Consider the following 24,664-nt stretch of genomic DNA (forward strand, 5'->3'; position numbering starts at 1 on the left):
TTGAAGTCTAGGAAGGGCGAGCACTGGCGCGGAGCGAATTGAACATTCGTGAGCACCAGCGCGCAGACCTGACAACGAATGCGAGGGTTTGTCTACACGCTGAGGCATCTGCTCATGACAGATGCCTTTTTTTAGTTATTAATCTTCGCAAGGATGGCATTCCAGGCTTCGTCTTTTCCCTTTTTTGTTTCAGAAGAGAATAGGACTAGTTCATCTGATGGGGCAATGTCGAGTGTCTGTTTGACGACTTTCGCATGTTTTTCCCATTTGCCTTTTGGAATTTTGTCCGCCTTTGTTGCGATGACAATCACAGGAACTCCGTAATATTTCAGGAATTCATACATGTTCACATCATCTACTGATGGCTTATGACGCAGGTCCACAATTTGGACGACTGCTTTTAATTCTTCACGCATTGTAATATACGTTTCGATCATTCTACCCCAAGCTTCACGCTCTGTCTTTGATACTTTAGCAAAGCCGTAACCTGGAACGTCCACAAAATGGAGCATATCATTAATAATGTAGAAATTAAGCGTTTGAGTCTTACCTGGTTTAGAAGACGTACGTGCTAAATTTTTACGATTAATCAATGAGTTGATGAACGAGGACTTCCCAACATTTGATCGTCCAGCAAGAGCGATTTCAGGCAGTCCCCCGCTTGGGTACTGCTCTGGTTTTACCGCACTAATGACGATATCTGATTTTGTTACTTTCATCTTCCCTCTCCTACCAACGCTTTCTCAAGCACCTCATCTAAATGCGAGACCGGAATAAAGGTTAGTCCTTCTCTCACACTTTCAGGAATATCATCAATATCCTTCTCATTGTCCTTTGGAAGAATAATGGTTTTCAGTCCTGCACGATGTGCGCCTAATGCTTTTTCTTTTAGTCCGCCAATTGGAAGCACTCTTCCTCTTAACGTGATCTCTCCTGTCATACCAACCTCTTTTGACACAGGTCGTCCTGTGAGGGCTGATACAAGAGCCGTCGCAATGGTGATACCAGCTGATGGCCCGTCCTTTGGAACCGCACCCTCTGGAACATGGATATGAATATCATGCTTTTCATTAAAATTAGGATCAATGTTCAGTTCATCTGCTTTGGAACGAATATAACTGAATGCCGCCTGTGCAGATTCTCTCATGACATCACCAAGCTTACCTGTTAACAACAGCTTGCCTTTACCCGGAGAAAGTGATACCTCAATTGACAAGGTGTCTCCGCCAACAGTGGTATACGCAAGTCCTGTGACAACTCCCACTTGGTCTGTCGTTTCAGCCTGACCATAACGGTAAAGTCTTTTTCCGAGAAATTCAGATAAGTTCTTTTCTGTCACCGTGATGCGTTTGCGGTCTTCAGCCACAATCGCTCTTGCCGCTTTACGGCATATCGCCGCAAGCTGACGCTCTAATCCACGAACACCAGCTTCTCTTGTGTAATAGCGAATCGTATCATAAATCGCTGCTTCACGAAGCTGCAAGTTCCCTTTCTTTAATCCGTGCTCCTTTAGCTGCTTCGGCAGAAGATGATCTTTCACAATTTCTGCTTTTTCAACCTCTGTATACCCTGCAATCGTGATAATCTCCATTCTATCACGAAGTGGACCTGGAATGGTTGCTAAATTGTTGGCAGTGGCAATAAATAACACCTGAGACAAATCAAATGTTTCTTCAATATAGTGATCGCTAAAGTTATGATTTTGCTCTGGGTCTAAGACTTCGAGCATCGCAGAAGATGGATCGCCTCTAAAATCAGAGGACATTTTATCAATTTCATCTAAAAGGAAGACCGGATTCATCGTTCCTGCCTTGCTCATTCCGCGAATGATACGGCCTGGCATCGCACCTACATACGTTCTTCTATGTCCACGAATCTCGGATTCATCACGCACACCGCCAAGGGAGATACGGATAAACTTTCGGTCAAGTGATTTGGCAATCGATTTGGCAAGTGATGTTTTCCCTACTCCAGGAGGTCCTGCTAAGCAAAGAATCGGTCCTTTTAATGAATTGGTCAGCTTCTGTACAGCAAGATATTCAAGCACCCGTTCTTTGACCTTTTCCAGCCCGTGATGCTCATCATCTAAAATTTCACTTGCAAGCTTTAAATCGAGGCGATCTTCTGTATAGATGCCCCACGGGAGACCGATCAGCCAATCAATATAATTTCGAATCACAGAGCTCTCAGCAGAGCTTGAAGGAATTTTTTCATAACGGTTCAATTCTTTGAGCGCCGTTTCACGAACAGAATCCGGCATGCTCGACTCTTCGATTTTAGACATTAAAGAACTGACTTCGCCCGTTTTCCCTTCTTTGTCTCCAAGCTCCTTTTGAATGGCTTTCATTTGTTCACGTAAATAATATTCTTTTTGCGTCCGTTCCATTGAACGTTTCACGCGCTGCCCGATTTTCTTTTCAATCTCGAGTACTTCTTTTTCATTGTGAATTAAACTGATGACCCGGTTCAGCCGTTTTTTGACATCCACTGTTTCCAGTACTTCTTGTTTGTCCTTTAGTTTGAGCGGCAGGTGAGAAGCAACGATATCTGCCATTCTCCCCGGTTCCTCAATATCCGTCACTGTTGCATATGTTTCAGCTGAGATTTTTTTTGAAATTTTTATGTATTGATCAAAGTGATCTAACAATGTACGCATGAGTGCTTCTGCTTCTGCGTCCTTTAATTCTTCTTCTGCCAATTCTTTAATGTCGACAGACGTATAGTCCTCCAGCTCGACATATGATTCGATCTGTGCTCGATTTAAGCCTTCAACGAGTACACGAATCGTTCCATTTGGCAGCTTCAGCATTTGTTTAATTTTTGTGTAGGTGCCGACTTTGAAAATTTCCTCTTCACCTGGTTCATCTATTGAAATTTCCCGCTGTGTTGCTAGAAAAATCATATGATCGTTCATCATCGCCTGTTCTAATGCTTGAACAGACTTTTCGCGTCCAACGTCCAAATGCAAGACCATTGTTGGATAAACAAGCAAACCTCGCAATGGAAGGAGCGGAACATTCTTTTTGATTTCATCTGCCATGTTGATTGACACCTCCGTCACTAGTATGAATCATTATAATATACCTGTTTCAGTCTTGTACAATGTAAAAGACTTAAGAAATGTTGATCTTACCGTAGTATACCCTTTCTTTTTATCTTGAAAAAGAAAAAAAGATCTATTTCACTAAAAAATCCCCATATGTGATGGGGATTAAACAGATTTTCTTTTCATTTCGTCTTCTAGTCCATCATTCTTCTCGTCTGGCGGGTTAACCAGACACTGATCCAGCACTTCTTGGAAGTGCTTCACAGGCACAATGGTGACCCCTTCAATCTCTTTTAAGATTGACTGTTGGTTGTCATAAGGAATAATGACGGTTGTGGCACCAGCCTGCTTCGCTGCCTTAATCTTCGGTATCACACCACCGATCGGCTTCACCTGACCTTGCAATCCAATTTCACCCGTCATGGCTGTTAGATGATCAATCGGGATTTGATGTATGGCTGAGAAGATTGCGGTCGCCATGGCAATCCCAGCAGACGGCCCATCAATAGGGGCACCGCCTGGAAAATTAATATGAATGTCATATTCATTTGTCCGAATACCTAAATTTCGTAGCACAGTTAATACATTTTCGACTGACCCTTTGGCCATACTTTTTCGTCTAATGGATTTCGATTGATTGCCAATGCTTTCTTCTTCTGCAATGCCTGTAATGTTGATACTGCCTTTTTCAAGCGCCTTACAGATGTTCACTTCAATCTCAAGCAAGGCACCGCTGTTTGGTCCATAAACGGCCAGTCCATTGACTACCCCCACTTTTGGCTTTTCCGGTACTTTTTGTTCATATCTTGGTGTCAGCTGGCTCGAATGAATGACCCATTCCACATCTTCGATTGTGATGTCTTTTCGGTTTTCCGTGACCGCCATGCCAGCGGCAATCTGCACCATGTTGACCGCTTCACGTCCATTTTTCACATAGGAGGTTAACAGGTTCAGCCCTTCATCACTTAATTCCTTTTGAATTTTTTGGACAGCCTTGGCAGCGACGATTTTCAGATCATGCTGGTCAAGGTCTTTAAAGAAGATTTCCAGACATCTTGACCGGATCGCTGGTGGAATTTCGTCAGGTGTTCTTGTCGTGGCACCAATCAATCGAAAATCAGCCGGAAGTCCATTTTGGAAAATATCATGAATGTGATTCGGGATTTGGGTATTTTCTTCACTGTAGTAGGCACTGTCTAAAAAGACTTTTCGATCTTCCAGCACTTTGAGCATTTTGTTCATTTGGATCGGATGCATCTCGCCAATTTCATCGATAAACAGAACCCCGCCATGAGCATGTGTGACGGCTCCTTGTTTTGGCTGCGGAATGCCTGCCTGTCCCATTGCCCCTGCCCCTTGGTAAATTGGGTCATGCACTGAACCTATAAGCGGGTCTGCAATGCCTCGTTCATCGAATCTCGCGGTTGTGGCATCGAGCTCTACAAAGACCGCATCTTTTTTAAACGGTGAATCAGCGTGACGCTTTGCTTCTTCCATCACAAGACGGGCAGCGGCTGTTTTACCGACTCCCGGTGGTCCGTAGACGATGACATGCTGTGGGTTCGGCCCACATAGTGCCGCTTTTAGTGCACGAATGCCGTCTTCCTGCCCTACAATATCCTGAAACCCCTTTGGCCGGACTCTCTCTGATAAAGGTTCACTCAGCTTGATTGATCGCATCTTTCTGAGTGCTTCCATTTCTTTCTTTGACTCTTTGTCTATCGTCACCTTTTGTGTGCGCTGATTTCGCAGTAAGTTCCAAAAGTACAGCCCGATGACGATACCAAAGAACAGCTGTATGAATAGTACGATTCCTGTCCAGCTCAATCGGTGCTCCCTCCTTTATCTTTCGTATGTATTGGTTTCTGTCTGCTAGTATTTCCTAGAGCTGGACGGAATAAACACAACTTCATCGATAAATAAAAAACTCCTGAATCAAAAAGATTCAGGAGTGAGACTACTCTTATGCAGATGTTTTCGTATCTTTATTGACAACTGTGCCGTCCTTTAACACAAGACGCGGCGACTCGCCATCAGCAACTGTTGCACCAGTGATGACACATTTTTCAATATCATCACGTGACGGAAGGTCAAACATCACATCAAGCATGATGCCTTCAATGATTGAACGTAGACCACGAGCTCCTGTTTTACGCTCAATTGCTTTTTTCGCAATTTCGCTAAGAGCATCTTCTTCAAATTCTAGCTCTACATCATCAAGCTCAAGCATTTTTGTATACTGCTTAACGAGTGCATTTTTAGGCTTCGTCAAGATCTCTACAAGTGCTTTTTCATCTAACGGCTCTAGGCTTGCAATAACCGGTAGACGACCGATGAATTCTGGGATTAAACCGAAGCGAAGCAAGTCTTCTGGGAGTACTTTTGATAGAAGAACTTCTTTTTCAAGATCTTCGATTTTATTTTCCGCACCGAATCCAATGACTTTTTGACCAAGGCGGCGTTTGATGATTTGCTCAATGCCGTCAAAGGCTCCACCACAAATAAAGAGGATATTTGTGGTATCGATTTGAATGAATTCTTGATGAGGATGCTTACGTCCACCTTGAGGCGGTACACTAGCGACAGTTCCTTCAAGAATTTTCAATAGTGCTTGCTGAACACCTTCCCCAGATACATCACGAGTGATAGAAGGGTTTTCTGATTTTCTTGCTACTTTATCGATCTCATCGATGTAGATAATGCCTTTTTCCGCTTTTTCTACATCATAATCGGCTGCTTGGATCAGCTTTAGTAAAATATTCTCTACGTCTTCACCAACATAACCTGCTTCAGTTAGTGATGTTGCATCTGCAATCGCAAATGGCACATTTAAAATACGAGCAAGCGTTTGAGCAAGTAATGTTTTACCGCTTCCTGTTGGCCCAATCATAGAGATATTACTTTTCGAAAGCTCAACATCATCAATCTTGCTGTTGGAATTGATCCGTTTGTAGTGATTATAAACCGCTACAGCTAAGGATTTCTTCGCATTTTCTTGGCCGATGACATATTCATCAAGAATCTCCCGAACTTCATGAGGCTTCGGAACATCCTTGAATTCAACTTCTTCCTCAGTGCCGAGCTCTTCTTCAACTATTTCCGTGCAAAGCTCGATACATTCATCACATATATATACGCCAGGTCCTGCGACCAGTTTACGCACTTGATCTTGCGTTTTTCCGCAAAACGAGCATTTTAATTGACCTTTTTCCTCGTTGAATTTAAACATTCTTTCACCCCTTATTCTTCTTCACTTGCCTGTAGCTAACAGTCAGCTACCTTTCTGGGTCCAGTATGTATGCATTTTACCATACTTTCCTAAAAGACGGTAATGATGTGTTTCTAACACTGCACATCGAGATATGTATAACAGAAAGATGCGACTTACACTATCGTTTCCAAAAGAAGCGATGATAAGTCAAAAATTGTACAAAACAAGGCACGAGTCACTCGCGCCCTGTTTTATTATTATGCACCATATTAACGGTTTTCTACAAGAAAATCAATTGCTTTACGAACTTTTAAATCTTCTTTCATTGCGTCAGTAGATCCGATCGCTTGTTTGATATTTTCAATTGGCATGTTGTATGCTTCAGCCATTTTTGAAAGCTCTTCTTCTACTTCTTCATCAGACACTTGTAAGTTTTCTGCAGCAGCAATCGCTTCAAGTGTTAGGTTAGATTTTACGCGTTTAGCAGCATCTTCTTTCATTTGCTCTTTCAGCGCATTTTCATCTTGTCCTGAGAATTGGAAGTAAAGCTCAAGGTTCATTCCTTGCATTTGAAGGCGTTGTTCGAATTCTTTCATCATACGGTCTAGCTCTGTGTCAACCATCGCTTGTGGGATGTCAGCTTCCGCATTTTCAGAAGCTTTCTCAACTAGCTCTTCACGAAGTTTACCTTCTGCTTCGTTTTCTTTCGCTTCTTCAAGACGTTTCTTTGTTTTTTCAGTTAGTTCAGCAAGAGTTTCTACTTCTTCATCAACATCTTTCGCGAACTCATCGTCAAGTGCTGGAAGTTCTTTTGCTTTGATTTCGTGAATTTTCACTTTGAATACAGCTGGTTTACCTGCAAGGTCTTCAGCATGGTATTCTTCTGGGAAAGTGACTTCTACGTCTTTTTCAGCTCCAGTTTCAAGACCAACTAACTGCTCTTCAAAACCAGGGATGAATGAATTAGAACCTACTTCAAGAGAGTAGTTCTCAGCTTTTCCGCCTTCGAATGCTTCTCCATCAACGAATCCTTCGAAATCAAGAACAACTGTATCGCCGTTTTCGATTGCGCCTTCTTCTTTGACAACAAGCTCAGCTTGACGGTTTTGCATGCCTTTTAACTCTTCTTGTACATCTTCATCAGTGACAGTAGCGTCGTCTTTTTCTACGTTAAGACCTTTGTAGTCACCAAGTTTCACTTCAGGCTTCACTGTTACTTTTGCAGTGAAGATTAAGCTTTCGCCTTTTTCGATTTTCTCAACATCGATTTCAGGGCGGTCAACTGGCTCGATACCAGCTTCGTCGATTGCTTTTGGATACTCAACTGGAAGAAGAATATCTAATGCATCTTGATAAAGAGATTCTACACCAAAACGCTGTTCGAAAAGACCACGTGGTACTTTCCCTTTACGGAATCCAGGGATCGATACTTGCTTAACAACTTTCTTAAACGCATCATCAAGTGCTTTGTTAAATGTTTCAGCATCAACTTCTACCGTTAAGATGCCTTCGTTACCTTCTTGTTTTTCCCATTTTACTGACATGTGTGTTTCCCTCCAAAAATCTATTCAGATTGTGCGTTGTTACATTCTAAAGCATCATAAAGACTTCGTCCAATTAAAAACCACGCACGCCGCTAAAGAAGCGGTATTATGTATACAACATTTGACTTGATTATACATATCGTCTTTCAACCATTGGAATCGACAACTGCACGATATATGCACAAATACAACCATTATATTATAACATAACAAGTCCGTCTTTCAACTAAATCGACAAATTACAAATAAGAAATTTCTTCAATATCTTTCAGCATTGTGCAAGCTTCTCTCAGCTCTCGTTCATCAAATTCATACAATAGATGTAATTCTTCGAGGTCAATCTCGATCCCATGCATTTCATAGCCGACTTTATGAAGTGCTGCTGCCCAAAGATTCGGATCTGTGTATTTAGGAAGAAATGGATATAGCACAAATAAGTGCCGGCGCCATAACTCTTCCACGCCTTGATAAAGGGTTGGGTTCTCATTGCCGAGTGTGTCATCGAGCTTACGAAGAACTTGCTGAAGCAGCGGCATTTGCTCTGGCTTGACAGCCTCAGAAGGAATAAGCGTTAACGAATCACCGAACTTCGTCACATGAACCGGCTTTGCCACATCATGATCTGACAGGAGCTGCAGGATCAATGATTTGACCAAAGGGTTTCCATCAGGCTTTTGTAGGATCGTATTTAATAGACCCATATGCGGCGTAATGTTTCGGTCTTTCAGCGAATGGATGAACTGCACCTGCTCTTCTGGCCGCTCGAGCATATCATCTATATTGATTTCGCCGCAGTCATCATCGTCTTCATCTAAAATCTGTTCAGGCGATTCGATCATTTTTCTACTAAATTCGAGCAGTTTGTAAAAATGCTCTGCGCTTTCTGCTGGAAGGTGGTTTTCCTCAAGTACTGCCTCAATTGTCTGCTTCACTTCTTCATATTCTTTCAGCTGAATTAAGATTGTCATATACACTTGAAGCACGGTGAAGTAATGACCATATCCCTCATTCAGCATCTTTTCACACACACGTTTTGCATCCTGCAGCTCGCCCAGCTCCAGAAAACAAATCGCCATACCGAGATGAATATCGGATTCTTCATCGTCATCATAAGATTTTGCTTCTGAAAACAAGTGAAGCGCCTCTTGATACTGTTTATCTTTTAATGCTGCCATTCCTTTTTCAATCAGTCTTTCTTTCAGACCAGGAAACAAAATGACATTATCTTTCTTCTTGTCATGTTTCATGCTTACTTTCCTTTCGGGCGCATATTTTTTATCAGTTTACCAACGAAGGTTAGTAAACACAAGTAACGAGAGGTTTTCATGCAAAAAAGAAGCCGTCACACCTCGGGTGGACGGCTTCTTGTTGTTTACGCACGCAGCCAGTTGCTGCGCTTATCTTCAAATGCTTGAATGTCATCTTCTAGTAGTAAAGTTAATGAGATCTCATCATAGCCATTCAGGAGCATTTCTCTCCAGTGAGGATCCACATCAAAAGGAGTGATATTCCCTTCGTGATCTTCTATTTGCTGTTTTTCAAGATCAACCGTCATCTCATACCCTTTGTTCTCATATGACGCAGCGAATGTTTTCCACACATCATAATCAAGACGAATCGGAAGCATCCCATTTTTAAAACAGTTTTGGTGAAAAATATCTGCGAATGATGGTGCGATGACAATTTTGAAACCATAATCATCAAGTGCCCAAGGGGCATGTTCCCTTGATGATCCGCAGCCAAAGTTTTCTCCTGCGATCAAAATGGATGAACCTTCATAAATTGGCTGATTCAGTTCGAAATCAGGATTTAGGCTGCCATCAGCTAAATACCGCCAGTCGAAAAAGGCAAACCGGCCATAACCTGTTCGTTCAATTCTTTTTAAAAATTGCTTCGGAATAATTTGATCTGTATCTACGTTGATACGGTTAAGCACAGCGGCTTTTCCTTTGTGTGTGACTAAAGGCTCCATTTATGACAACTCCTTACACGACTGTTTTCTCTTGATTAAACTTCCTGACATCGACAAATCGGCCATGTATTGCAGCCATTGCAGCCATTGCCGGGCTGACAAGATGCGTTCTCGCACCTTTTCCTTGACGACCCTCAAAGTTACGGTTTGATGTGGATGCGCAGCGTTCGCCTTCTGGTACCACATCGTTATTCATGCTTAGACACATACTGCAGCCAGATTCTCTCCATTCAAATCCTGCTTCAAGGAAGATTTCATGAAGACCTTCTTCTTCTGCTTGCAATTTGACGCTTTGAGAGCCAGGCACGACAATCGCTCTGACATGTTCAGCTACCTTTTGTCCTTCTATCATAGAAGCTGCTTGGCGTAAGTCAGTCATTCTTGAGTTCGTACATGAGCCAATAAACACATGCTCAATCGTAATATCTTCAATACGCTGATGCGGATGAACACCCATGTATTCGTACGCACGAATCGCTTCTTTTTGGTCATCCTCTTGCGCAAAATCTTCAGGTCCTGGGATGGATGCATCTACAGGCAGCACCATTCCTGGGTTAATTCCCCATGTGACCATTGGTGAAATCTCATTCCCATCTAAAACAATCGTTTTATCATAGGTTGCACCCGGATCTGTTTTAAGTTCTTCCCATTCTTTAATCGCTGCTTCGAAGTCTTCTCCCTGCGGTGCATATTTGCGGCCGCGGCAATATTCAAAGGTGACTTCATCAGGTGCAATCAATCCTGCTCTTGCGCCTGCTTCAATCGACATATTACAAACGGTCATACGTTCATCCATCGTCATGTTTCTGAATACTTCCCCAGTGTATTCAATGACATAACCTGATCCGAACTTCACGCCATGCGCACCAATGACTGCTAAAATGACATCTTTGGCCGTTACCCCTTTTTGTAGCTTTCCGTCTACTCTAATTTCTAATGTTTTCGGACGCTGCTGCCAAAGTGTTTGTGTGGAAAGTACATGTTCAACCTCACTTGTACCGATTCCAAAAGCAAGTGCGCCAAATGCGCCATGAGTGGATGTATGACTATCTCCGCAAACGATTGTTTTTCCTGGAAGTGTCAAACCAAGCTCTGGTCCAACGACATGGACAATTCCTTGGTCTACACTGTGAAGGTCAGCTAGACGGACACCAAATTCAGCACAGTTACGCTCTAGAGCACTCACTTGCTTCTTCGCAACCTCATCTTTGATCACAAATCGATTCACAGTCGGGATGTTGTGATCCATTGTTGCAAACGTATTTTGAGGTCTTCTCACCTTGCGCCCTTTTTGTCTTAATCCTTCAAACGCTTGAGGCGATGTGACTTCATGCACCAAGTGCAGATCAATATACAAAAGGTCTGGTTTCCCCTCGCCGCTTTTGACAACGTGCTGATCCCATATTTTTTCGATGATTGTTCGAGGCATAACCCTTTTCCTCCCTCTACCTAATTCCACAAGATTCTATTTATACAATTGTTTTCACGCGCTGCTTAAGTGCGTCTACAACTGCATGAGTGATGTCTTCAGTTGTTTGATACGTTCCCTCTTTTGTCGATAAATCCTTTGTTCTTTTGCCAGAGGCAAGAACAACTTCCACAGCTTCTTCTATGGCAGCCGCTTCTTCTTCTAACGCAAAGGATGTTCTAAGCAAGCTTGCTGCCGACAAAATAGTTGCCAGAGGGTTTGCGACGTTTTGCCCCGCAATATCGGGTGCTGATCCATGAATCGGCTCATATAAATGGAGGCCGGTGCTTGATAGACTAGCAGATGGCAGCATACCGAGTGATCCAGTAATCATTGAAGCCTCGTCACTTAAAATGTCACCAAACATATTCTCTGTCACAATGACATCAAATTGTGCAGGCTTATAAATCAGCTGCATGGCGGCATTATCAACGAGCATGTGCTCAAATTCAACGTCTGGATATTGAGAAGCCACTTCTTCTACCGCATCCCGCCATAGTTTACTAGAAGCCAGAACATTCGCTTTATCCACAGACGTTACTTTTTTCCGTCTCGTTAACGCCATGTCGAATGCTTCTTTTAGTACACGGACAATCTCTTCCTTTGTATAAAGAAGCGTATCAACCGCAGCTTCTTTTCCTTCTTCATCTGTGTAGCGCTCGCTTGGTTCACCAAAATAGAGCCCGCCTGTTAATTCACGAACGATGACAAAATCGACTCCGTTAATGTGATCCTGTTTTAGCGGTGACGCCTCGCTTAAGCTATCGAACACTTTAACAGGACGGATGTTGGCAAATAAGTCCAATTGTTTACGAATGGCGAGCAAGCCTTTTTCCGGACGAAGCTCTGGTGGGTTTTGATCCCATTTTGGTCCGCCGACTGCTCCTAATAAAATCGCATCAGCGCTCTTACATACATCAACCGTTTCTGTTGGGAGTGGATTGTTTTTTTCATCTATTGCGATACCACCAATGAGCGCCGTTTCGAATTCGAATTCGTGCCTAAATTGAGCCGCTGTCTCTTTGAGGACAGCGACCGCTGATGTCACAACTTCCGGTCCGATTCCATCGCCGGGCAAAAGTGCAATTTTCTTTTTCATGAGGACCTACCTCCTTTCCTATGAGATCGCGTGATGTTTCTCAATTTCAATGAGATTTGATTTAAAGATTAAATGCCTGTTTACTGCATTGACGTAGGCTTTCGCTGATGCTTCCAGCACATCTTGCGCCACACCGCGTCCTGCTGTTTCTTTTCCTTCTATTGAAACAGTCACATATACTTCGGCTAGTGCATCTCTGCCTTTTCCATTTGATTGAATACGGTAGTCTAGCAAATGAATTCTTTCCTCCATACAGCGCTCCAGCGTGTTGTACACAGCTTCTACACTGCCTGCGCCTGTAGCTGCTTCTTGAATGACTTCCTGCGTTTCTTGATTTTTCAGAGAGACCGTTGCTGTTGGCATTTGTTCTGTCCCATAGTGCACTTGAAGACTTTCAAATTCGTAGCCAATTTTTCGGTCTGCTACTTTTTCTTCTAATATAATAGAGATCAAATCATCATCAGTGATTTCTTTTTTCTTCTCCGTCAAGTTCTTGAAGGTTTCGAAGAACTTATTGATTTCTTCTTCTGTTAGTTTAAAACCTAGCGTTTTCATACGGTCTTTAAACGCATGTCTTCCGGAGTGTTTCCCAAGGACAAGTACGTCTGTTGTCACACCGACAAGCTCTGGAGAAATGATTTCATAGGTTGTTTTTTCTTTGAGGAAACCATCTTGGTGAATACCTGATTCATGTGCAAAAGCGTTGTTACCAACGACTGCTTTATTACGCGGTACAATCATGCCTGAGTATTTGCTCACTACATCACTTGTACGCTTAATTTCATTCAATTGAATCGTTGATTCGACCTTGTAGAAGTCTTTTCGAATATGAAGAGCGACTGCAATTTCTTCTAATGCGGCATTTCCTGCACGTTCTCCAATTCCGTTAACAGCTGTTTCAATTTGATTTGCTCCATTTTCAATGGCTGCAAGTGAGTTTGCTACAGCCATTCCTAGATCATCATGACAGTGAGCAGACAAGTTGACGCGGTCGATATTTGGAACGTGTTCCTTCATATATTTAAAAATATTGCCATACTCTTTTGGCGCTAGATATCCAACTGTATCTGGCAAGTTAATGACACTCGCTCCAGCGTCGATGACCTTCTCTACAATTTCTGCTAAGAAAGCAAGATCTGTACGGCACGCATCTTCTGCTGACCACTGGACAACTGGAAAACGTTCTTTCGCGTATTTCACCATGGAGACAGCCTGTTCTACGACTTCTTCACGTGTTTTCTTTAGTTTATGCTCCAAGTGAATATCAGAAGTAGCAATAAAGATATGAATTCTTGGTTCCACTCCATCTTTTAATGCTTCCCATGCAGCATCAATGTCACCTTTTACGCATCTCGCAAGACCAGCAACTGAACAGTTTTTGATCGTTCTAGCAATTTCTTGTACGCCTAAGAAATCCCCTCGGGATGAAGCGGGAAAACCCGCTTCAATGATATTAACCCCAAGGCGCTCAAGCTGCTTTGCAATGATTAGCTTTTCTTGTGCATTTAAGTTCACTCCTGGTGATTGTTCTCCATCTCGAAGTGTTGTGTCAAAAAAATTAATTTTCCGCACCGACGCTCACCGCTTCCTTTTTCTTTCCTTGTTTGACGAAAGGCATCATTTCACGAAGCTTTCTTCCGACGATTTCAATTTGGTGCTCATTTTCATTAGCATTGATCGCATTGAAACGTGGACGATTCACTTGGTTTTCAACAATCCATTCTTTTGCAAATGTTCCGTTTTGGATATCAGTCAAGACAGCTTTCATCGATTCTTTTACGTTTGCATCCACAACGCGCGGTCCTGATACGAAGTCACCCCATTGTGCTGTATCAGAGATTGAATATCTCATGCCTTCTAATCCTTCTTCGTACATAAGGTCAACGATCAGTTTCAGTTCATGTAGACACTCGAAGTATGCAAGCTCTGGCTGATAACCTGCTTCTGTTAATGTTTCAAATCCTGCTTTCACTAGTGAAGTAAGACCCCCGCAAAGGACTGCTTGCTCACCGAATAGATCCGTTTCCGTTTCTTCTTTAAATGTTGTTTCAAGAACGCCCGCTCTTGCTCCACCGATGGCTTTTGCATAAGCAAGTGCTTTGTCTTTCGCTTGACCAGATACATCTTGATAGATAGCAAATAATGCAGGTACACCAGCGCCTTGCTCATATGTTCTTCTCACAAGATGTCCTGGACCTTTTGGAGCCACAAGATACACATCTACGTCACTAGGAGGAACAATTTGATGGAAGTGAACGTTGAATCCGTGTGCGAAAACAAGTGAGTTGCCTGCTTCTAATTGATCTTTGATTTCTTCGTCATATACTTTCTTTTGCTGCTCATCTGGTAGTAGTACCATCACGACATCTGCTTGTGCTGTCGCTTCTTTTACTGTGAATACTTGATGGCCGTCTTCTTGTGCTTTTGTATAAGATCCGCCTTTTCTCACGCCGACGATGACATCTACGCCGCTCTCTTTTAAGTTCAATGCATGTGCATGACCTTGTGATCCATATCCAATGATGGCAACCTTTTGACCATTTAATACGTTTTCTTGAATATCACCGTTATAATATACTTTTACCATTTGACTCTCTCCTTTTGTTTAGACAATTGAAATTGTTTTATTTTGTTGCGGCTTTTGCTGATTATCTCTCGCAAAGGCCGTGGTGCCAGTTCTGGCGACTTTTTTAATGCCGTATGGCTTAAGTAATTCAATGAGTGCTTCAATTTTTGAAGACTCACCTGTCACCTGAATGACGACACTCTCTCTGCTCACATCTACAATAGAAGCTCTAAACGGTTCAATGACCCCTGTGATCTCCATTCTAGATGCTGGTGCAGAAACGACTTTTATCAAAGCCAGCTCTCGCTGGACGATTGATTGGTTTGTAATGTCTGTTACTTTGAGAACATCAATTTGTTTGTTCAACTGTTTTGTCAGCTGTTCGATGTCTTTCTCTTGGTCTACATGGACGACGAACGTGATGCGTGATACATCTTGAATCTCAGAATGGCCGACCGTAATGCTTTCAATGTTGTAGTGTCGTTTGGTAAAAAGGCCAGTGATTCGGTTCAGTACGCCTGATCGATTTAATACAGTCAACACAATAATTCTTTTCAAGGTTTCACCCCCACCATCTCATGAAGTCCTTTCCCCGGTGCTACCATCGGGAATACTTTTTCATCTCTCGCTACATTGACATCGATGAAAACAGGCTCTCTAGAGGTTAGCGCTTCTTCAAGCTTTTCTTTCGCCTCTTCGTCTGATGAGATTCTGATTCCTTTAATGCCATAAGCTTCAGATAATTTAACGAAGTCTGGCTGCTCTGAAAATTTAGAATATGAGTAGCGTTCTTCGTAGAAAATTTCTTGCCATTGTCTTACCATTCCAAGGCTGTGATTATTTAGAACAATCACTTTCACTGGAAGGTTCAGCTCACGGATAACGGCAAGTTCTTGCAAGGTCATTTGGAAACCTCCGTCTCCTAAAATCGCGACAACCGTTGCCTCTTGATCAGCTAGCTGAGCGCCAATGGCTGCCGGTAAACCGAAGCCCATCGTACCGAGGCCGCCAGATGTGACCCACTTATCTGCATTTTCAAACGGGTAGAACTGCGCTGCCCACATTTGATGCTGTCCAACATCAGTTGCCACAATGGCTTCACCTTTTGTGAATTGATGAATGTATTCAATCAGCTTTTGAGGTTTAAAGCCCTCTGCTTCGTTTTCAACGTACCAGAGTGGATATTCTTCCTTCCACTGATCTAGTTGGTTTTTCCATTCGTCTGACTCCCCTTGCTTCCCGTCTTGCTTAATCAACTCTTCAAGGACTAGCTTACTGTCTCCAACAACCGGGATATGAGTATGAATGTTCTTGCCAATTTCTGCTGGGTCGATATCGATATGTGCTACCTTCGCATGTTTCGCAAAGTGATTGAGATTGCCAGTTACCCTGTCATCGAATCTCGCACCGATTGAAATGAGCAAATCACATTGATGAAGAGCCATGTTCGCCGCATATGTGCCATGCATACCAGCCATCCCTAGGAAAAGAGGATGCTTTGCCGGAAAGCCGCCAAGTCCTAGCAGTGTATGAGCGACTGGGATTTGCTGATGCTCTACATACTGCCTTAATTCTTCAGATGCTTTGCCATGAAGAACGCCAGCTCCTGCTAGAATGACCGGTTTCTTCGCTCTACTGACAGCTTCTACTAATTTGCGAATTTGCAAATAGTTCGGCTCCACTTTTGGCTGATAACCAGGTAAATCGATTGGCTGATCGTATTCAAACGTTCCTTCAATACCTGCCACATCTTTTGGAATATCAATCAAGACTGGACCAGGTCTCCCTGTCGTTGCGATGTGGAACGCTTCTTTAATGACACCTGGTAATTCCTCTGGATTTCTCACCTGATAGCTGTGCTTTGTGATAGGCATTGTGATGCCGAGCACATCTGCTTCCTGGAAAGCGTCTGATCCAATAACTGAGGTTGCCACCTGTCCTGTGAAGACAACAAGAGGAAGTGAATCAATCATTGCATCTGCAATTCCTGTGACAAGGTTTGTCGCTCCAGGTCCTGATGTTGCAATGACAACACCCGGCTTGCCAGATACTCTAGCGTATCCTTCTGCCGCATGAATCGCTCCCTGTTCATGTCTTGGCAGGACATGAAATAAACCAGAATCATAAATTTTATCGTAGATCGGTAAAACCGCTCCGCCTGGATATCCGAAAATGACTTCTACTTTTTCTCTTTTAAGTGCTTCAATTAGCATGAGTGCACCGTTCATCGTTTGTGGTGCTTTAGATGTTTCCGTCTCCACTTGTACATTTGTCCCCATTTGTTTTCCTCCTCTTTGTCTTGCTTCAGTCAAGTTTTTTCACCCTTTTCTATTCAAGATCGTGATTTTAACCATATAAAAAAGCCTTCTCACCCCACAATGACACTACTTTTCACTAGGTCAAAGGGGCGAAAAAGCTTTGTTTTTCGCGGTACCACCCTTGTTCACGGCAACATCTGCTGCCGTCTCATGGACATCTTTCATCCATTTTGGTAACGAGTGAGCAATGTCACTCGGTCTGCCCTACTATCAATTCAAGCAGACACTCAGAGGTGAGTTCATTTTAGAAAGTAACACCGGTTTCCAGCTACCACCGGCTCTCTGTAGATACTGACTCTAAAACTACTAGTCCTCTTCAACGTTTATCGATATCTATTTAGCTTGCGTGAATGTTTTCATCTGTAAAAACGACTTTTTCTCCCTCTTCAACTACTCGCTTGCGGAATTGTTCAAGAAGTTTGTTTGTGTGGATCCCAGGTTTTCCTTCACCGATTGTACGGCCGTCAACCTTTACAACGGCGATCACTTCGGCTGCGGTTCCTGTTAGAAAAGCTTCTTCTGCTGTATACACATCGTGCCTTGTGAATGGTTCTTCTTTCACTTCGTAGCCTAAGTCTTCTGCAATCTCCATGATGGCATTTCTTGTGATGCCTTCAAGAGCGCCGATATAACCTGGCGGTGTATAGAGCTTACCTTTTTTATAAATAAACACATTGTCTGCAGAACCTTCTGCCACGTACCCTTGATCGTTCAGCATCAGCGCTTCACTCACACCGGCCATATGGGCTTCGATTCGGACAAGGATGTTATTCAAATAATTTAATGATTTCACTTTTGGACTCAGTACATCGGGACGATTTCGTCTCGTCGGTACCGTCACAATGTCAATCCCTGTTTCATATAGGTGCTTTGGAAAGATGGCCAGCGGCTCTACAATGATCACTGTGTTGGCTCTCCCGCAGTTGTTTGGATCTAAACCAAGATCACCAGCTCCTCTTGAGACAACAAGACGGATATAGGCATCCTTTAGGCCGTTCCTTTCAACTGTATGAATCATTTTTTCCGTGAGTTCCTCAAGTGAATATGGAATGTTCAGCATAATCGATCTGGCGGAATCATACAGGCGGTCTAAATGTTCTTTCATTCGAAAGATATTTCCGTTATACACGCGTATCCCTTCGAACACACCGTCACCGTATAAGAAGCCATGATCATAAACTGAAATTTTCGCATCCTCTTTTTTCACGAGTTCATCGTTTAAAAAGATCCACTGTTCCTTTTGGTCTTCCATTTTCAGTGAGCACCCTCTCTTTCAAACAAAAAGTAGTTGAATTTTCAGACATTTTATATTGAAACGTCTCTCGCTTGCTCTGCGTGTTTGTTTAGCTTTTGTTGAACCCATCTTACGCCGCTTTCCATACAGTGTCAACAGCATTTTTAAAATTATTAGACAATTTAGACTAATCAAAATTAAATGTATACGCTTACACCTTTGCTAGACAAGGAATGAAAAAACTTAAAATTTTTTGTATTTTTTCTTCAATTTATTTACTTTACCTGAACGCTTTTCATTTGAGAAAACGTTTGTCATATTTTTTCACATCTTTTTTAATGTATACTGGTAGATTCCAACGCTTTTGATTTTCTTTCGTCATGCCTTTCTAAAGCGTTTTCCTATGAATTTATGATAGAATGAGAGCATCTTATAGAAGGAGGGCAATACATGGCTAACATCAGAGGTTATATCGGAACGTATACAAAGGGAGACAGTAAAGGCATTTATACTTTTACATTAAATACAGACAAACAGCAGATTGAGAAAGTAGAAGTAGCTGCTGAACTTGAAAATCCTACATATTTAACCGTCTCAGATTCTCAAAAATTTGTGTATGCTGTTGTGAAAGAAGGATCACAGGGCGGCGTAGCTGCTTATCAAATCGATGCAGAAACCGGCACACTTCGTTTCATCAACCAAGAACTTGCCGAAGGCGCTTCTCCTTGTCACGTCAGCGTGGACAGTCAAACAAAAACAGCTTTTACAGCAAACTATCATAAAGGAACAGCAGAGATGTATGAAATCGATGCTGAAAATGGCTCAGTAATCCGCACGCTGTCACAGGCGCAGCATGAAGGAACTGGCCCTAATGAAGATCGTCAGGAAAAACCGCACACTCACTTTATGGGTCTGACACCAGATGAACAATTTGCAGTGGCTGTTGACCTTGGGACAGATGGCATTTATACGTATAAGAAAGAAGACGGCAAACTTGAGCTAGCTCATACATTTGAAACAAAACCAGGCACCGGGCCTCGTCATATCACATTCCATCCAACGAAACCTGTGGCATATGTGATGACAGAGCTAAGCTCAGAGGTGATTGTGCTTCGTTACTTTGAAGATGGTCATTTCGAAGAGATCCAAACGATCGCAACCATTCCAAATGACTTTACAGAGAACAATCAAGGCAGTGCCATTCACGTCTCTTCAGACGGCCAATTTGTTTATGCAGTAAATCGCGGACATGACAGCATTGCGATTTTTAAAGCAGACGCTGACGGCCAATTAAGTCTTGTCGAGATTGCTTCATCTGAAGGAAACTGGCCTAGAGACTTTGTGCTTGATCCAACTGAAGAATTCCTCGTCGGTTCAAACCAAGAATCTAGCAACCTAGTGTTATACAAACGCGACAAAGAAACAGGACGACTTACTGTCTTACAATCAGACATCTCAGTCCCTCATCCAGTTTGCGTGAAATTTTTAGGGTAATGAAAAAAAGCCTCCAACTGTGGAGGCTTCATATTGTTGACAAAGGGCTAAAATGATCTTGATTTTAGCCCTTTGTCTTCTTTTCAGTGTGTAGACGGCATCCCGCCATCTTCAAGTTTTTGATCAATCAGAGACGTATCGGTTTTTTCACCGAACCATTTTGACAGCCTGTCCCTCGCTCTACCTTTCACATCATCATCAATGTACATCGCTACTTGGAGCAGAGCAAATGTGATCGCTCCTAAATCATCTGTATAGCCGACACCAATCAATGTATCAGGAATGAGGTCAATTGGAAGGATAAAGTATCCAAGCGCCCCAATAATAAGGGTCTTCGCTTTGACAGGTACTTCAGGTTTTTGCAATGTATAGTAAAGTAATAGCACAGCATAGACAAGAGAGACACCAGCTTTTTGTGCCGTCTTTTTTAACTTTTTCCAAAAGGCATGATCATTAAAATGCTTTTTCGAACGCTTTAATAGTTCCTTTTTCTCAGAACGATTCATCATATCGCCTCCATTTACAGCATAGCCCTTTTCCCTTCTTTATACAAGATATCCGCCGATTCGACAAACAAAAAGCAGCAGAAAGCTGCTGCATTCTACTGCTCTTTGTAAAACTTTTCGATTGCCTTATCGATGTACACCCATCCTTTATAAGACACGTGAATCGTATCTTTAAAGAAGTAAGGATCATACTCATGCTTAGTCAAATCTGCGACTTCATACCCGTTCTCACGTATTTGACGATTGATTTTCTCATAATACTCTGTACGTCCCTCTTTTGGAAAACCGGTATAATCATACCATTTTCCGTTGACAGGAATCGTCACAAACAAAGGCTTTGCACCTGCCTGTTTTAAAATATCCAGCATGATTTGAAAATCTTTGTATTCTGGTGATTCCGCATAAGAGTGGTCTTCACGAGAATCTTTCATCTTTTTCATAATCGGTTTCAGCTTGCGCTCAAACAGTTTTTGATTAATATAAAACGGGTTGTCCCCTGCTCTTTTCGCACCAAAAACGCTCGCTTCTTTTTCAAGCTCAGTCCATGTTTTTCCTTTGACTGACGGAGACGGTTGAAGCTTACGTTCATGCCCCGATCCAATTGCATAGTACATGTCTTTCTTTTGAAGCATGCCATAATACATTTTTGCAATAGGAGAAATCGCGCCATAAGCGAATTTGTTCCCAGAAAGCTCTGCTTTAAAAAGCTCTGTGATGACCATGTCGTTCTTAACTGCTTTAAACGTCATGATTCTCTTGATCAGTTCTTTTTTCACAGTTGGATCAATTTCTTTATTATAAGCGAGATTCAGCGCTTGAAGCGCTGAATAGTTCGGTGCAAAGTGATTTTCGTCAGATCCCCATTTTACAAACCACTGCGGGGACACGATAAATACAAGCTTCTTCCCTTTTAACTCATCCATATGAGCAGCAAAGTTCATCGCATGAATTAATGATTGCGATCCACCTTTTCCAATAAGATAAGGTGTAAACCCTTGAGGGTTCTCATGAAAGAAATTCGAAGGGTGATATGGATCAAAACGTGATAGTTCAGAAGATCCATAGATCGGCAAATAAGTTGGATCTTTTAGCATTTCATCTTGTAAATATAGCCCTTGGAACATCCCCGGATCTAATTCTGTGGCTGACTTTTGTAATTTGTCTTTTGGGATCAGATGTGAGAGCCATGCATTTGGTACAAGAAGAACACCAATGAATAGAACAGCCGCTAAAATAAGCGGCCCAAAAAAACGCTTTTTCATTACTTCATCTCTGCCAGCTGCTCAGCAATGTGATTCGGTGTATCCCACACATCACGATCAAACTCTGTAATCGGAACAGTAATTCCAAGTTGACTTTCGATGGCCATAAGCAGTTCTACTGTACCAAATGAATCGAGAAGACCCTCGTCAAAAATTGCAATCTCTGGATTTTCTTTCACAACGTCGTCCTGACAAACCTCTGCAATAATACCGTATACTTGATTTTTAAATTCCATAATTTTCTACTCCCTTAATCATTAATGATGAAATGGTTTTCCTGAAAAAATATAAAATCCGAAACAAATCACATGGAATGTAATAATGATCGACACAACCATTGTGACCTTATTATCCGGCCACCACTTGTGTTTTTTATTCCATTTCTCGAATAAATTGTAACCGGACATCACAACTGCGTGATATAGTCCGTAAATAATATATTGAAGTGCGAGACCATGCCAAGCACCCATCAATAGAAAGAGGACAAAGTACCCAATATTTGATACAGCCATACGGTTCTTGATCCACTTCTTTTTTGTCATAAAGAACACAAATCTCATAAACACGTAGTCTCTGAACCAGAAGGACAAGGACATGTGCCAGCGATTCCAGAAGTCTTTAATGTTCCGGCTGATAAACGGTTTGTTAAAGTTTTCTGGTGATTTAATGCCCATCATATAACTCACACCAACAGCAAATGCTGTATAGCCAGCAAAGTCAAAGAACAAATACATACTGTATGCGTACATATACGTTAACTGTTGAACAAAGTGACTGCTGCTAATGTGATGAATATTCATCAGAATATACGTGTGAATCAGATAACCAATAATGAACTTATATAAGAAGCCGATAAAAATTTTATGCATACCGGCGTATAGAAGATCACTGTACGCTTCCTTTTCAGGCGGCGTATCCATATCCTTTTCAAACCGGCGGTAACGATCAATCGGACCTGATGAAATCGTCGGGAAAAAGACAATGAAATAGACCAAACGGTGAATCGGAATTTTCTTCTTAATCAAGCCGTCTCTTGTCTCGATGATTAACTGAACACCTTTAAATGTTAAGTACGAGATCCCTAAAAAGCTCAGCCAGTTCATTGGCGGCGGTTGATGCGGCTGATGAGTTAAAAAGAACGGTAAAACCTTTGATAGTACAAGCGGCAAAATCGATGCCACCACTGCCATATAGAAGACAGACGCTTGATTTGCTTTCAACCGGTACGAAAGGTACAAGCGGATGATCAAGACTTGCCACACTGTAAACAAGAAGAGCAGCAGCGCGCCATGTGCATCCTTTGAGAAAATAAGCGCGAGTGCCACAACCGTTGCAAACATGTTGTAGCCCTGCATTCTTTTGCCGCGAAGACCAAGAATGATCGTCGGCAAAAGAAGAACAGCAATTAGAATGAAGAAAAAGAATGAACTAAACGGAATCATAGAAGAACCTCTTTCGCGATTCTTTTACGGTCAACCTTCCCGTTTGGCGTCATGTACAGCTGCTCAAGATAGATAAACTTTCTTGGAATCATGTACGCAGGCAGTGAATCCGCCATTTCTTTCTTAATTGCACTTGTCAGCTGATAATCTTTTTCAAAAGAATGTGCTGCTGGAACAATGGCTGCAATTAAGTACTCCACATGACCGTTTGGCTGGAACGGCACAATCACACAAGCATTGACATACGTTGTCTCGCTCACATGATATTCAATTTCTTCAAGCTCCATTCGGTATCCGTGCAGCTTAATTTGATAGTCCAGACGACCGTGGCACGTAATCAAACCATCCTGCGCCACACCTGCATCACCTGTGCGGTAAGCAGGGCGCCCTTCGTATTCAAAGAACACTTTATCCGTTAAGGCTTGTTCACCTAAGTAGCCTCTCGTGACGCTTGGCCCCACGATGACAATTTCCCCTTTTTCACCATCAGGAAGGGTCTTGCCTTCTTCATCTAAAATGACGATATCTGTATCCGGTTTGGCATAGCCGACTGGTAAAGAATCGTGCTGATCAAGAATGGCTTGCGTGACTTCAATCGATGTGATCGCAACAGTTGCTTCAGTCGGACCATACGTATTAAAGATCTGCGCTTTTGGAAAACGCTCAAGGAGTGCACTTGCTACAGATACAGGAAGTGCCTCTCCGCAGAACATGAAAACTTTCAGCTCTGGTAAAAGCTCCCCTGTAAAGGAAGGGTCCATTAAGCACATTTGCACAAAGGAAGGTGTTGATGTCCACACTTCAACGTCAGATTGACCAAGTGCTGCAAACATATCCTTCGGCTTATTCACTAGATCTTTCACTAAACAGTAAAGCGTGCCGCCTGATTGAAGCGCTGGATACAAATCCATCACTGATAAGTCAAAAGAAAAGGGTGCTTGGTTTAAGAACGTGCGTCCCTCACCAATTGGGAAGTCTCGGCACATCCATTCTGTAAAGCTTTCTAAATTATTGGCTGTTACCTGAACGCCTTTCGGTTTTCCGGTACTGCCAGACGTATAAATGATGTAAAAAACATCATCCTGTTGAACCCACTGCGTGGATGGCGGTGCTTCTTTTTCAAGAGCTAAAAGCGATGCCGCACTTTTCACCTCAATATGTTCTTCTACATCCAGTACATTCTGCTCATTTGCACAAATCAACAGACTGGCTTTTGAGCTTTCAATAATTGAGACGATACGCTCTGCAGGGATTGAGATGTCGACCGGAATGTATGGTCTACCTGATTTCACACTGCCTAAGAAAGAAATGAGCATCTCTGGCTCCATATGACCGTATACAATGACAGGTGCACTGCCTTTTGCGACTGCATCGATCGCACCAGCCATTTGGTCTGATAGATGCCAAAGCTCATCATATGTGATCGAAGCCTGTTGAGAAACAAATGCTGGCTGTGTTGGTTTCGTTTGTTGGTATTCATGAATCGTGTGTAATAGTTTCAT

20 protein-coding genes and 1 other annotated feature are annotated in these 24,664 nt (G+C 42.4%); of the genes, 1 reads left to right on the top strand and 19 read right to left on the bottom strand.

What is annotated here, in order from left to right; genetic code table 11:
- Positions 1-131: 131 nt before the first annotated feature.
- From yihA to ilvE, 14 genes are all read right to left on the bottom strand, one after another.
- Positions 132-719 carry a ribosome biogenesis GTP-binding protein YihA/YsxC gene (yihA, locus tag MHI11_RS13925; RefSeq protein ID WP_003216344.1) on the bottom strand — a complete coding sequence of 196 codons (588 nt, stop codon included), beginning with the start codon at positions 717-719 and terminating at the stop codon, positions 132-134.
- Complete coding sequence (gene lon, locus MHI11_RS13930) at positions 716-3,040, bottom strand: endopeptidase La (protein ID WP_106065699.1); 2,325 nt, start codon at positions 3,038-3,040, stop codon at positions 716-718. Before lon ends, yihA begins: the two co-directional genes overlap by 4 nt.
- Positions 3,041-3,211: 171 nt before the next feature.
- Positions 3,212-4,873, bottom strand: a complete 1,662-nt coding sequence (gene lonB / locus MHI11_RS13935; protein ID WP_340961238.1) for an ATP-dependent protease LonB — start codon at positions 4,871-4,873, stop codon at positions 3,212-3,214.
- Positions 4,874-5,009: 136 nt separating this feature from the next.
- Positions 5,010-6,275 (bottom strand): ATP-dependent protease ATP-binding subunit ClpX, encoded by a 1,266-nt coding sequence (gene clpX / locus MHI11_RS13940; protein WP_044139984.1) that lies wholly within the window; start codon positions 6,273-6,275, stop codon positions 5,010-5,012.
- A 251-nt stretch (positions 6,276-6,526) separates the two neighbouring features.
- Entirely contained in the window at positions 6,527-7,801 is a 1,275-nt protein-coding gene (gene tig / locus MHI11_RS13945) for a trigger factor (protein ID WP_044139983.1), read from the bottom strand.
- A 239-nt stretch (positions 7,802-8,040) separates the two neighbouring features.
- The gene (gene ddcA / locus MHI11_RS13950) at positions 8,041-9,048 is read right to left on the bottom strand and encodes a DNA damage checkpoint antagonist DdcA (protein ID WP_044139982.1); all 1,008 of its coding nucleotides are present in this window, start codon (positions 9,046-9,048) and stop codon (positions 8,041-8,043) included.
- Between the two features lie 125 nt (positions 9,049-9,173).
- Positions 9,174-9,773 (bottom strand): 3-isopropylmalate dehydratase small subunit, encoded by a 600-nt coding sequence (gene leuD, locus MHI11_RS13955; protein WP_044139981.1) that lies wholly within the window; start codon positions 9,771-9,773, stop codon positions 9,174-9,176.
- 13 nt (positions 9,774-9,786) lie between these two features.
- Positions 9,787-11,202, bottom strand: a complete 1,416-nt coding sequence (leuC, locus tag MHI11_RS13960) for a 3-isopropylmalate dehydratase large subunit (protein WP_044139980.1) — start codon at positions 11,200-11,202, stop codon at positions 9,787-9,789.
- A gap of 40 nt (positions 11,203-11,242) precedes the next feature.
- The gene (leuB, locus tag MHI11_RS13965; RefSeq protein ID WP_044139979.1) at positions 11,243-12,340 is read right to left on the bottom strand and encodes a 3-isopropylmalate dehydrogenase; all 1,098 of its coding nucleotides are present in this window, start codon (positions 12,338-12,340) and stop codon (positions 11,243-11,245) included.
- 18 nt (positions 12,341-12,358) lie between these two features.
- On the bottom strand, positions 12,359-13,912 hold the full coding sequence (locus MHI11_RS13970) for a 2-isopropylmalate synthase (protein ID WP_113767514.1): 1,554 nt from the start codon (positions 13,910-13,912) through the stop codon (positions 12,359-12,361).
- A complete protein-coding gene (gene ilvC, locus MHI11_RS13975; RefSeq protein WP_113767515.1) occupies positions 13,899-14,927 on the bottom strand; it encodes a ketol-acid reductoisomerase in 1,029 nt (342 codons plus the stop codon). The genes MHI11_RS13970 and ilvC overlap by 14 nt, the downstream gene beginning before the upstream one ends.
- Positions 14,928-14,945: 18 nt before the next feature.
- Positions 14,946-15,464, bottom strand: a complete 519-nt coding sequence (gene ilvN, locus MHI11_RS13980) for an acetolactate synthase small subunit (protein ID WP_340961239.1) — start codon at positions 15,462-15,464, stop codon at positions 14,946-14,948.
- Complete coding sequence (gene ilvB / locus MHI11_RS13985) at positions 15,461-17,185, bottom strand: acetolactate synthase large subunit (protein ID WP_340961240.1); 1,725 nt, start codon at positions 17,183-17,185, stop codon at positions 15,461-15,463. Before ilvB ends, ilvN begins: the two co-directional genes overlap by 4 nt.
- Positions 17,186-17,306: 121 nt before the next feature.
- Positions 17,307-17,553 (bottom strand) — a binding site (T-box leader).
- An 8-nt stretch (positions 17,554-17,561) separates the two neighbouring features.
- Positions 17,562-18,476 carry a branched-chain-amino-acid transaminase gene (gene ilvE, locus MHI11_RS13990; protein ID WP_044139975.1) on the bottom strand — a complete coding sequence of 305 codons (915 nt, stop codon included), beginning with the start codon at positions 18,474-18,476 and terminating at the stop codon, positions 17,562-17,564.
- A gap of 432 nt (positions 18,477-18,908) precedes the next feature.
- On the opposite strand from ilvE, the gene MHI11_RS13995 reads away from it, so the two are divergent.
- Positions 18,909-19,952 carry a lactonase family protein gene (locus MHI11_RS13995; RefSeq protein WP_340961242.1) on the top strand — a complete coding sequence of 348 codons (1,044 nt, stop codon included), beginning with the start codon at positions 18,909-18,911 and terminating at the stop codon, positions 19,950-19,952.
- An 83-nt stretch (positions 19,953-20,035) separates the two neighbouring features.
- Here the strand turns inward: MHI11_RS13995 and MHI11_RS14000 are convergent, their stop codons facing one another.
- From MHI11_RS14000 to dltA, 5 genes are all read right to left on the bottom strand, one after another.
- Positions 20,036-20,458: a YkvA family protein gene (locus MHI11_RS14000; RefSeq protein ID WP_044139973.1), complete on the bottom strand. Its 423-nt coding sequence runs from the start codon at positions 20,456-20,458 to the stop codon at positions 20,036-20,038.
- Between the two features lie 95 nt (positions 20,459-20,553).
- Positions 20,554-21,720 carry a D-alanyl-lipoteichoic acid biosynthesis protein DltD gene (gene dltD, locus MHI11_RS14005; protein ID WP_340961243.1) on the bottom strand — a complete coding sequence of 389 codons (1,167 nt, stop codon included), beginning with the start codon at positions 21,718-21,720 and terminating at the stop codon, positions 20,554-20,556.
- A complete protein-coding gene (dltC, locus tag MHI11_RS14010) occupies positions 21,720-21,956 on the bottom strand; it encodes a D-alanine--poly(phosphoribitol) ligase subunit 2 (protein WP_003216498.1) in 237 nt (78 codons plus the stop codon). The genes dltD and dltC overlap by 1 nt, the downstream gene beginning before the upstream one ends.
- 21 nt (positions 21,957-21,977) lie before the next feature.
- On the bottom strand, positions 21,978-23,162 hold the full coding sequence (gene dltB / locus MHI11_RS14015) for a D-alanyl-lipoteichoic acid biosynthesis protein DltB (protein WP_065098549.1): 1,185 nt from the start codon (positions 23,160-23,162) through the stop codon (positions 21,978-21,980).
- Positions 23,159-24,664, bottom strand: a complete 1,506-nt coding sequence (gene dltA, locus MHI11_RS14020) for a D-alanine--poly(phosphoribitol) ligase subunit DltA (RefSeq protein ID WP_340961244.1) — start codon at positions 24,662-24,664, stop codon at positions 23,159-23,161. The genes dltB and dltA overlap by 4 nt, the downstream gene beginning before the upstream one ends.

Origin of the sequence: Bacillus sp. FSL K6-3312 (assembly GCF_038007485.1) — a bacterium.
GTDB lineage: Bacteria > Bacillota > Bacilli > Bacillales > Bacillaceae > Bacillus > Bacillus pumilus.

Coding starts and splice junctions, on each gene's coding strand:
- clpX (WP_044139984.1), bottom strand. CDS start 6,275: ATGTTTAAATTCAACGAGGAAAAAGGTCAATTAAAATGCTCGTTTTGC.
- leuC (WP_044139980.1), bottom strand. CDS start 11,202: ATGCCTCGAACAATCATCGAAAAAATATGGGATCAGCACGTTGTCAAA.
- MHI11_RS13995 (WP_340961242.1), top strand. CDS start 18,909: ATGGCTAACATCAGAGGTTATATCGGAACGTATACAAAGGGAGACAGT.
- ilvE (WP_044139975.1), bottom strand. CDS start 18,476: ATGGAAGACCAAAAGGAACAGTGGATCTTTTTAAACGATGAACTCGTG.
- dltC (WP_003216498.1), bottom strand. CDS start 21,956: ATGGAATTTAAAAATCAAGTATACGGTATTATTGCAGAGGTTTGTCAG.
- ilvB (WP_340961240.1), bottom strand. CDS start 17,185: ATGGGGACAAATGTACAAGTGGAGACGGAAACATCTAAAGCACCACAA.
- leuB (WP_044139979.1), bottom strand. CDS start 12,340: ATGAAAAAGAAAATTGCACTTTTGCCCGGCGATGGAATCGGACCGGAA.
- lon (WP_106065699.1), bottom strand. CDS start 3,040: ATGGCAGATGAAATCAAAAAGAATGTTCCGCTCCTTCCATTGCGAGGT.
- ddcA (WP_044139982.1), bottom strand. CDS start 9,048: ATGAAACATGACAAGAAGAAAGATAATGTCATTTTGTTTCCTGGTCTG.
- dltD (WP_340961243.1), bottom strand. CDS start 21,720: ATGAAAAAGCGTTTTTTTGGGCCGCTTATTTTAGCGGCTGTTCTATTC.
- tig (WP_044139983.1), bottom strand. CDS start 7,801: ATGTCAGTAAAATGGGAAAAACAAGAAGGTAACGAAGGCATCTTAACG.
- ilvC (WP_113767515.1), bottom strand. CDS start 14,927: ATGGTAAAAGTATATTATAACGGTGATATTCAAGAAAACGTATTAAAT.
- dltB (WP_065098549.1), bottom strand. CDS start 23,162: ATGATTCCGTTTAGTTCATTCTTTTTCTTCATTCTAATTGCTGTTCTT.
- dltA (WP_340961244.1), bottom strand. CDS start 24,664: ATGAAACTATTACACACGATTCATGAATACCAACAAACGAAACCAACA.
- yihA (WP_003216344.1), bottom strand. CDS start 719: ATGAAAGTAACAAAATCAGATATCGTCATTAGTGCGGTAAAACCAGAG.
- leuD (WP_044139981.1), bottom strand. CDS start 9,773: ATGGAGCCTTTAGTCACACACAAAGGAAAAGCCGCTGTGCTTAACCGT.
- MHI11_RS14000 (WP_044139973.1), bottom strand. CDS start 20,458: ATGAATCGTTCTGAGAAAAAGGAACTATTAAAGCGTTCGAAAAAGCAT.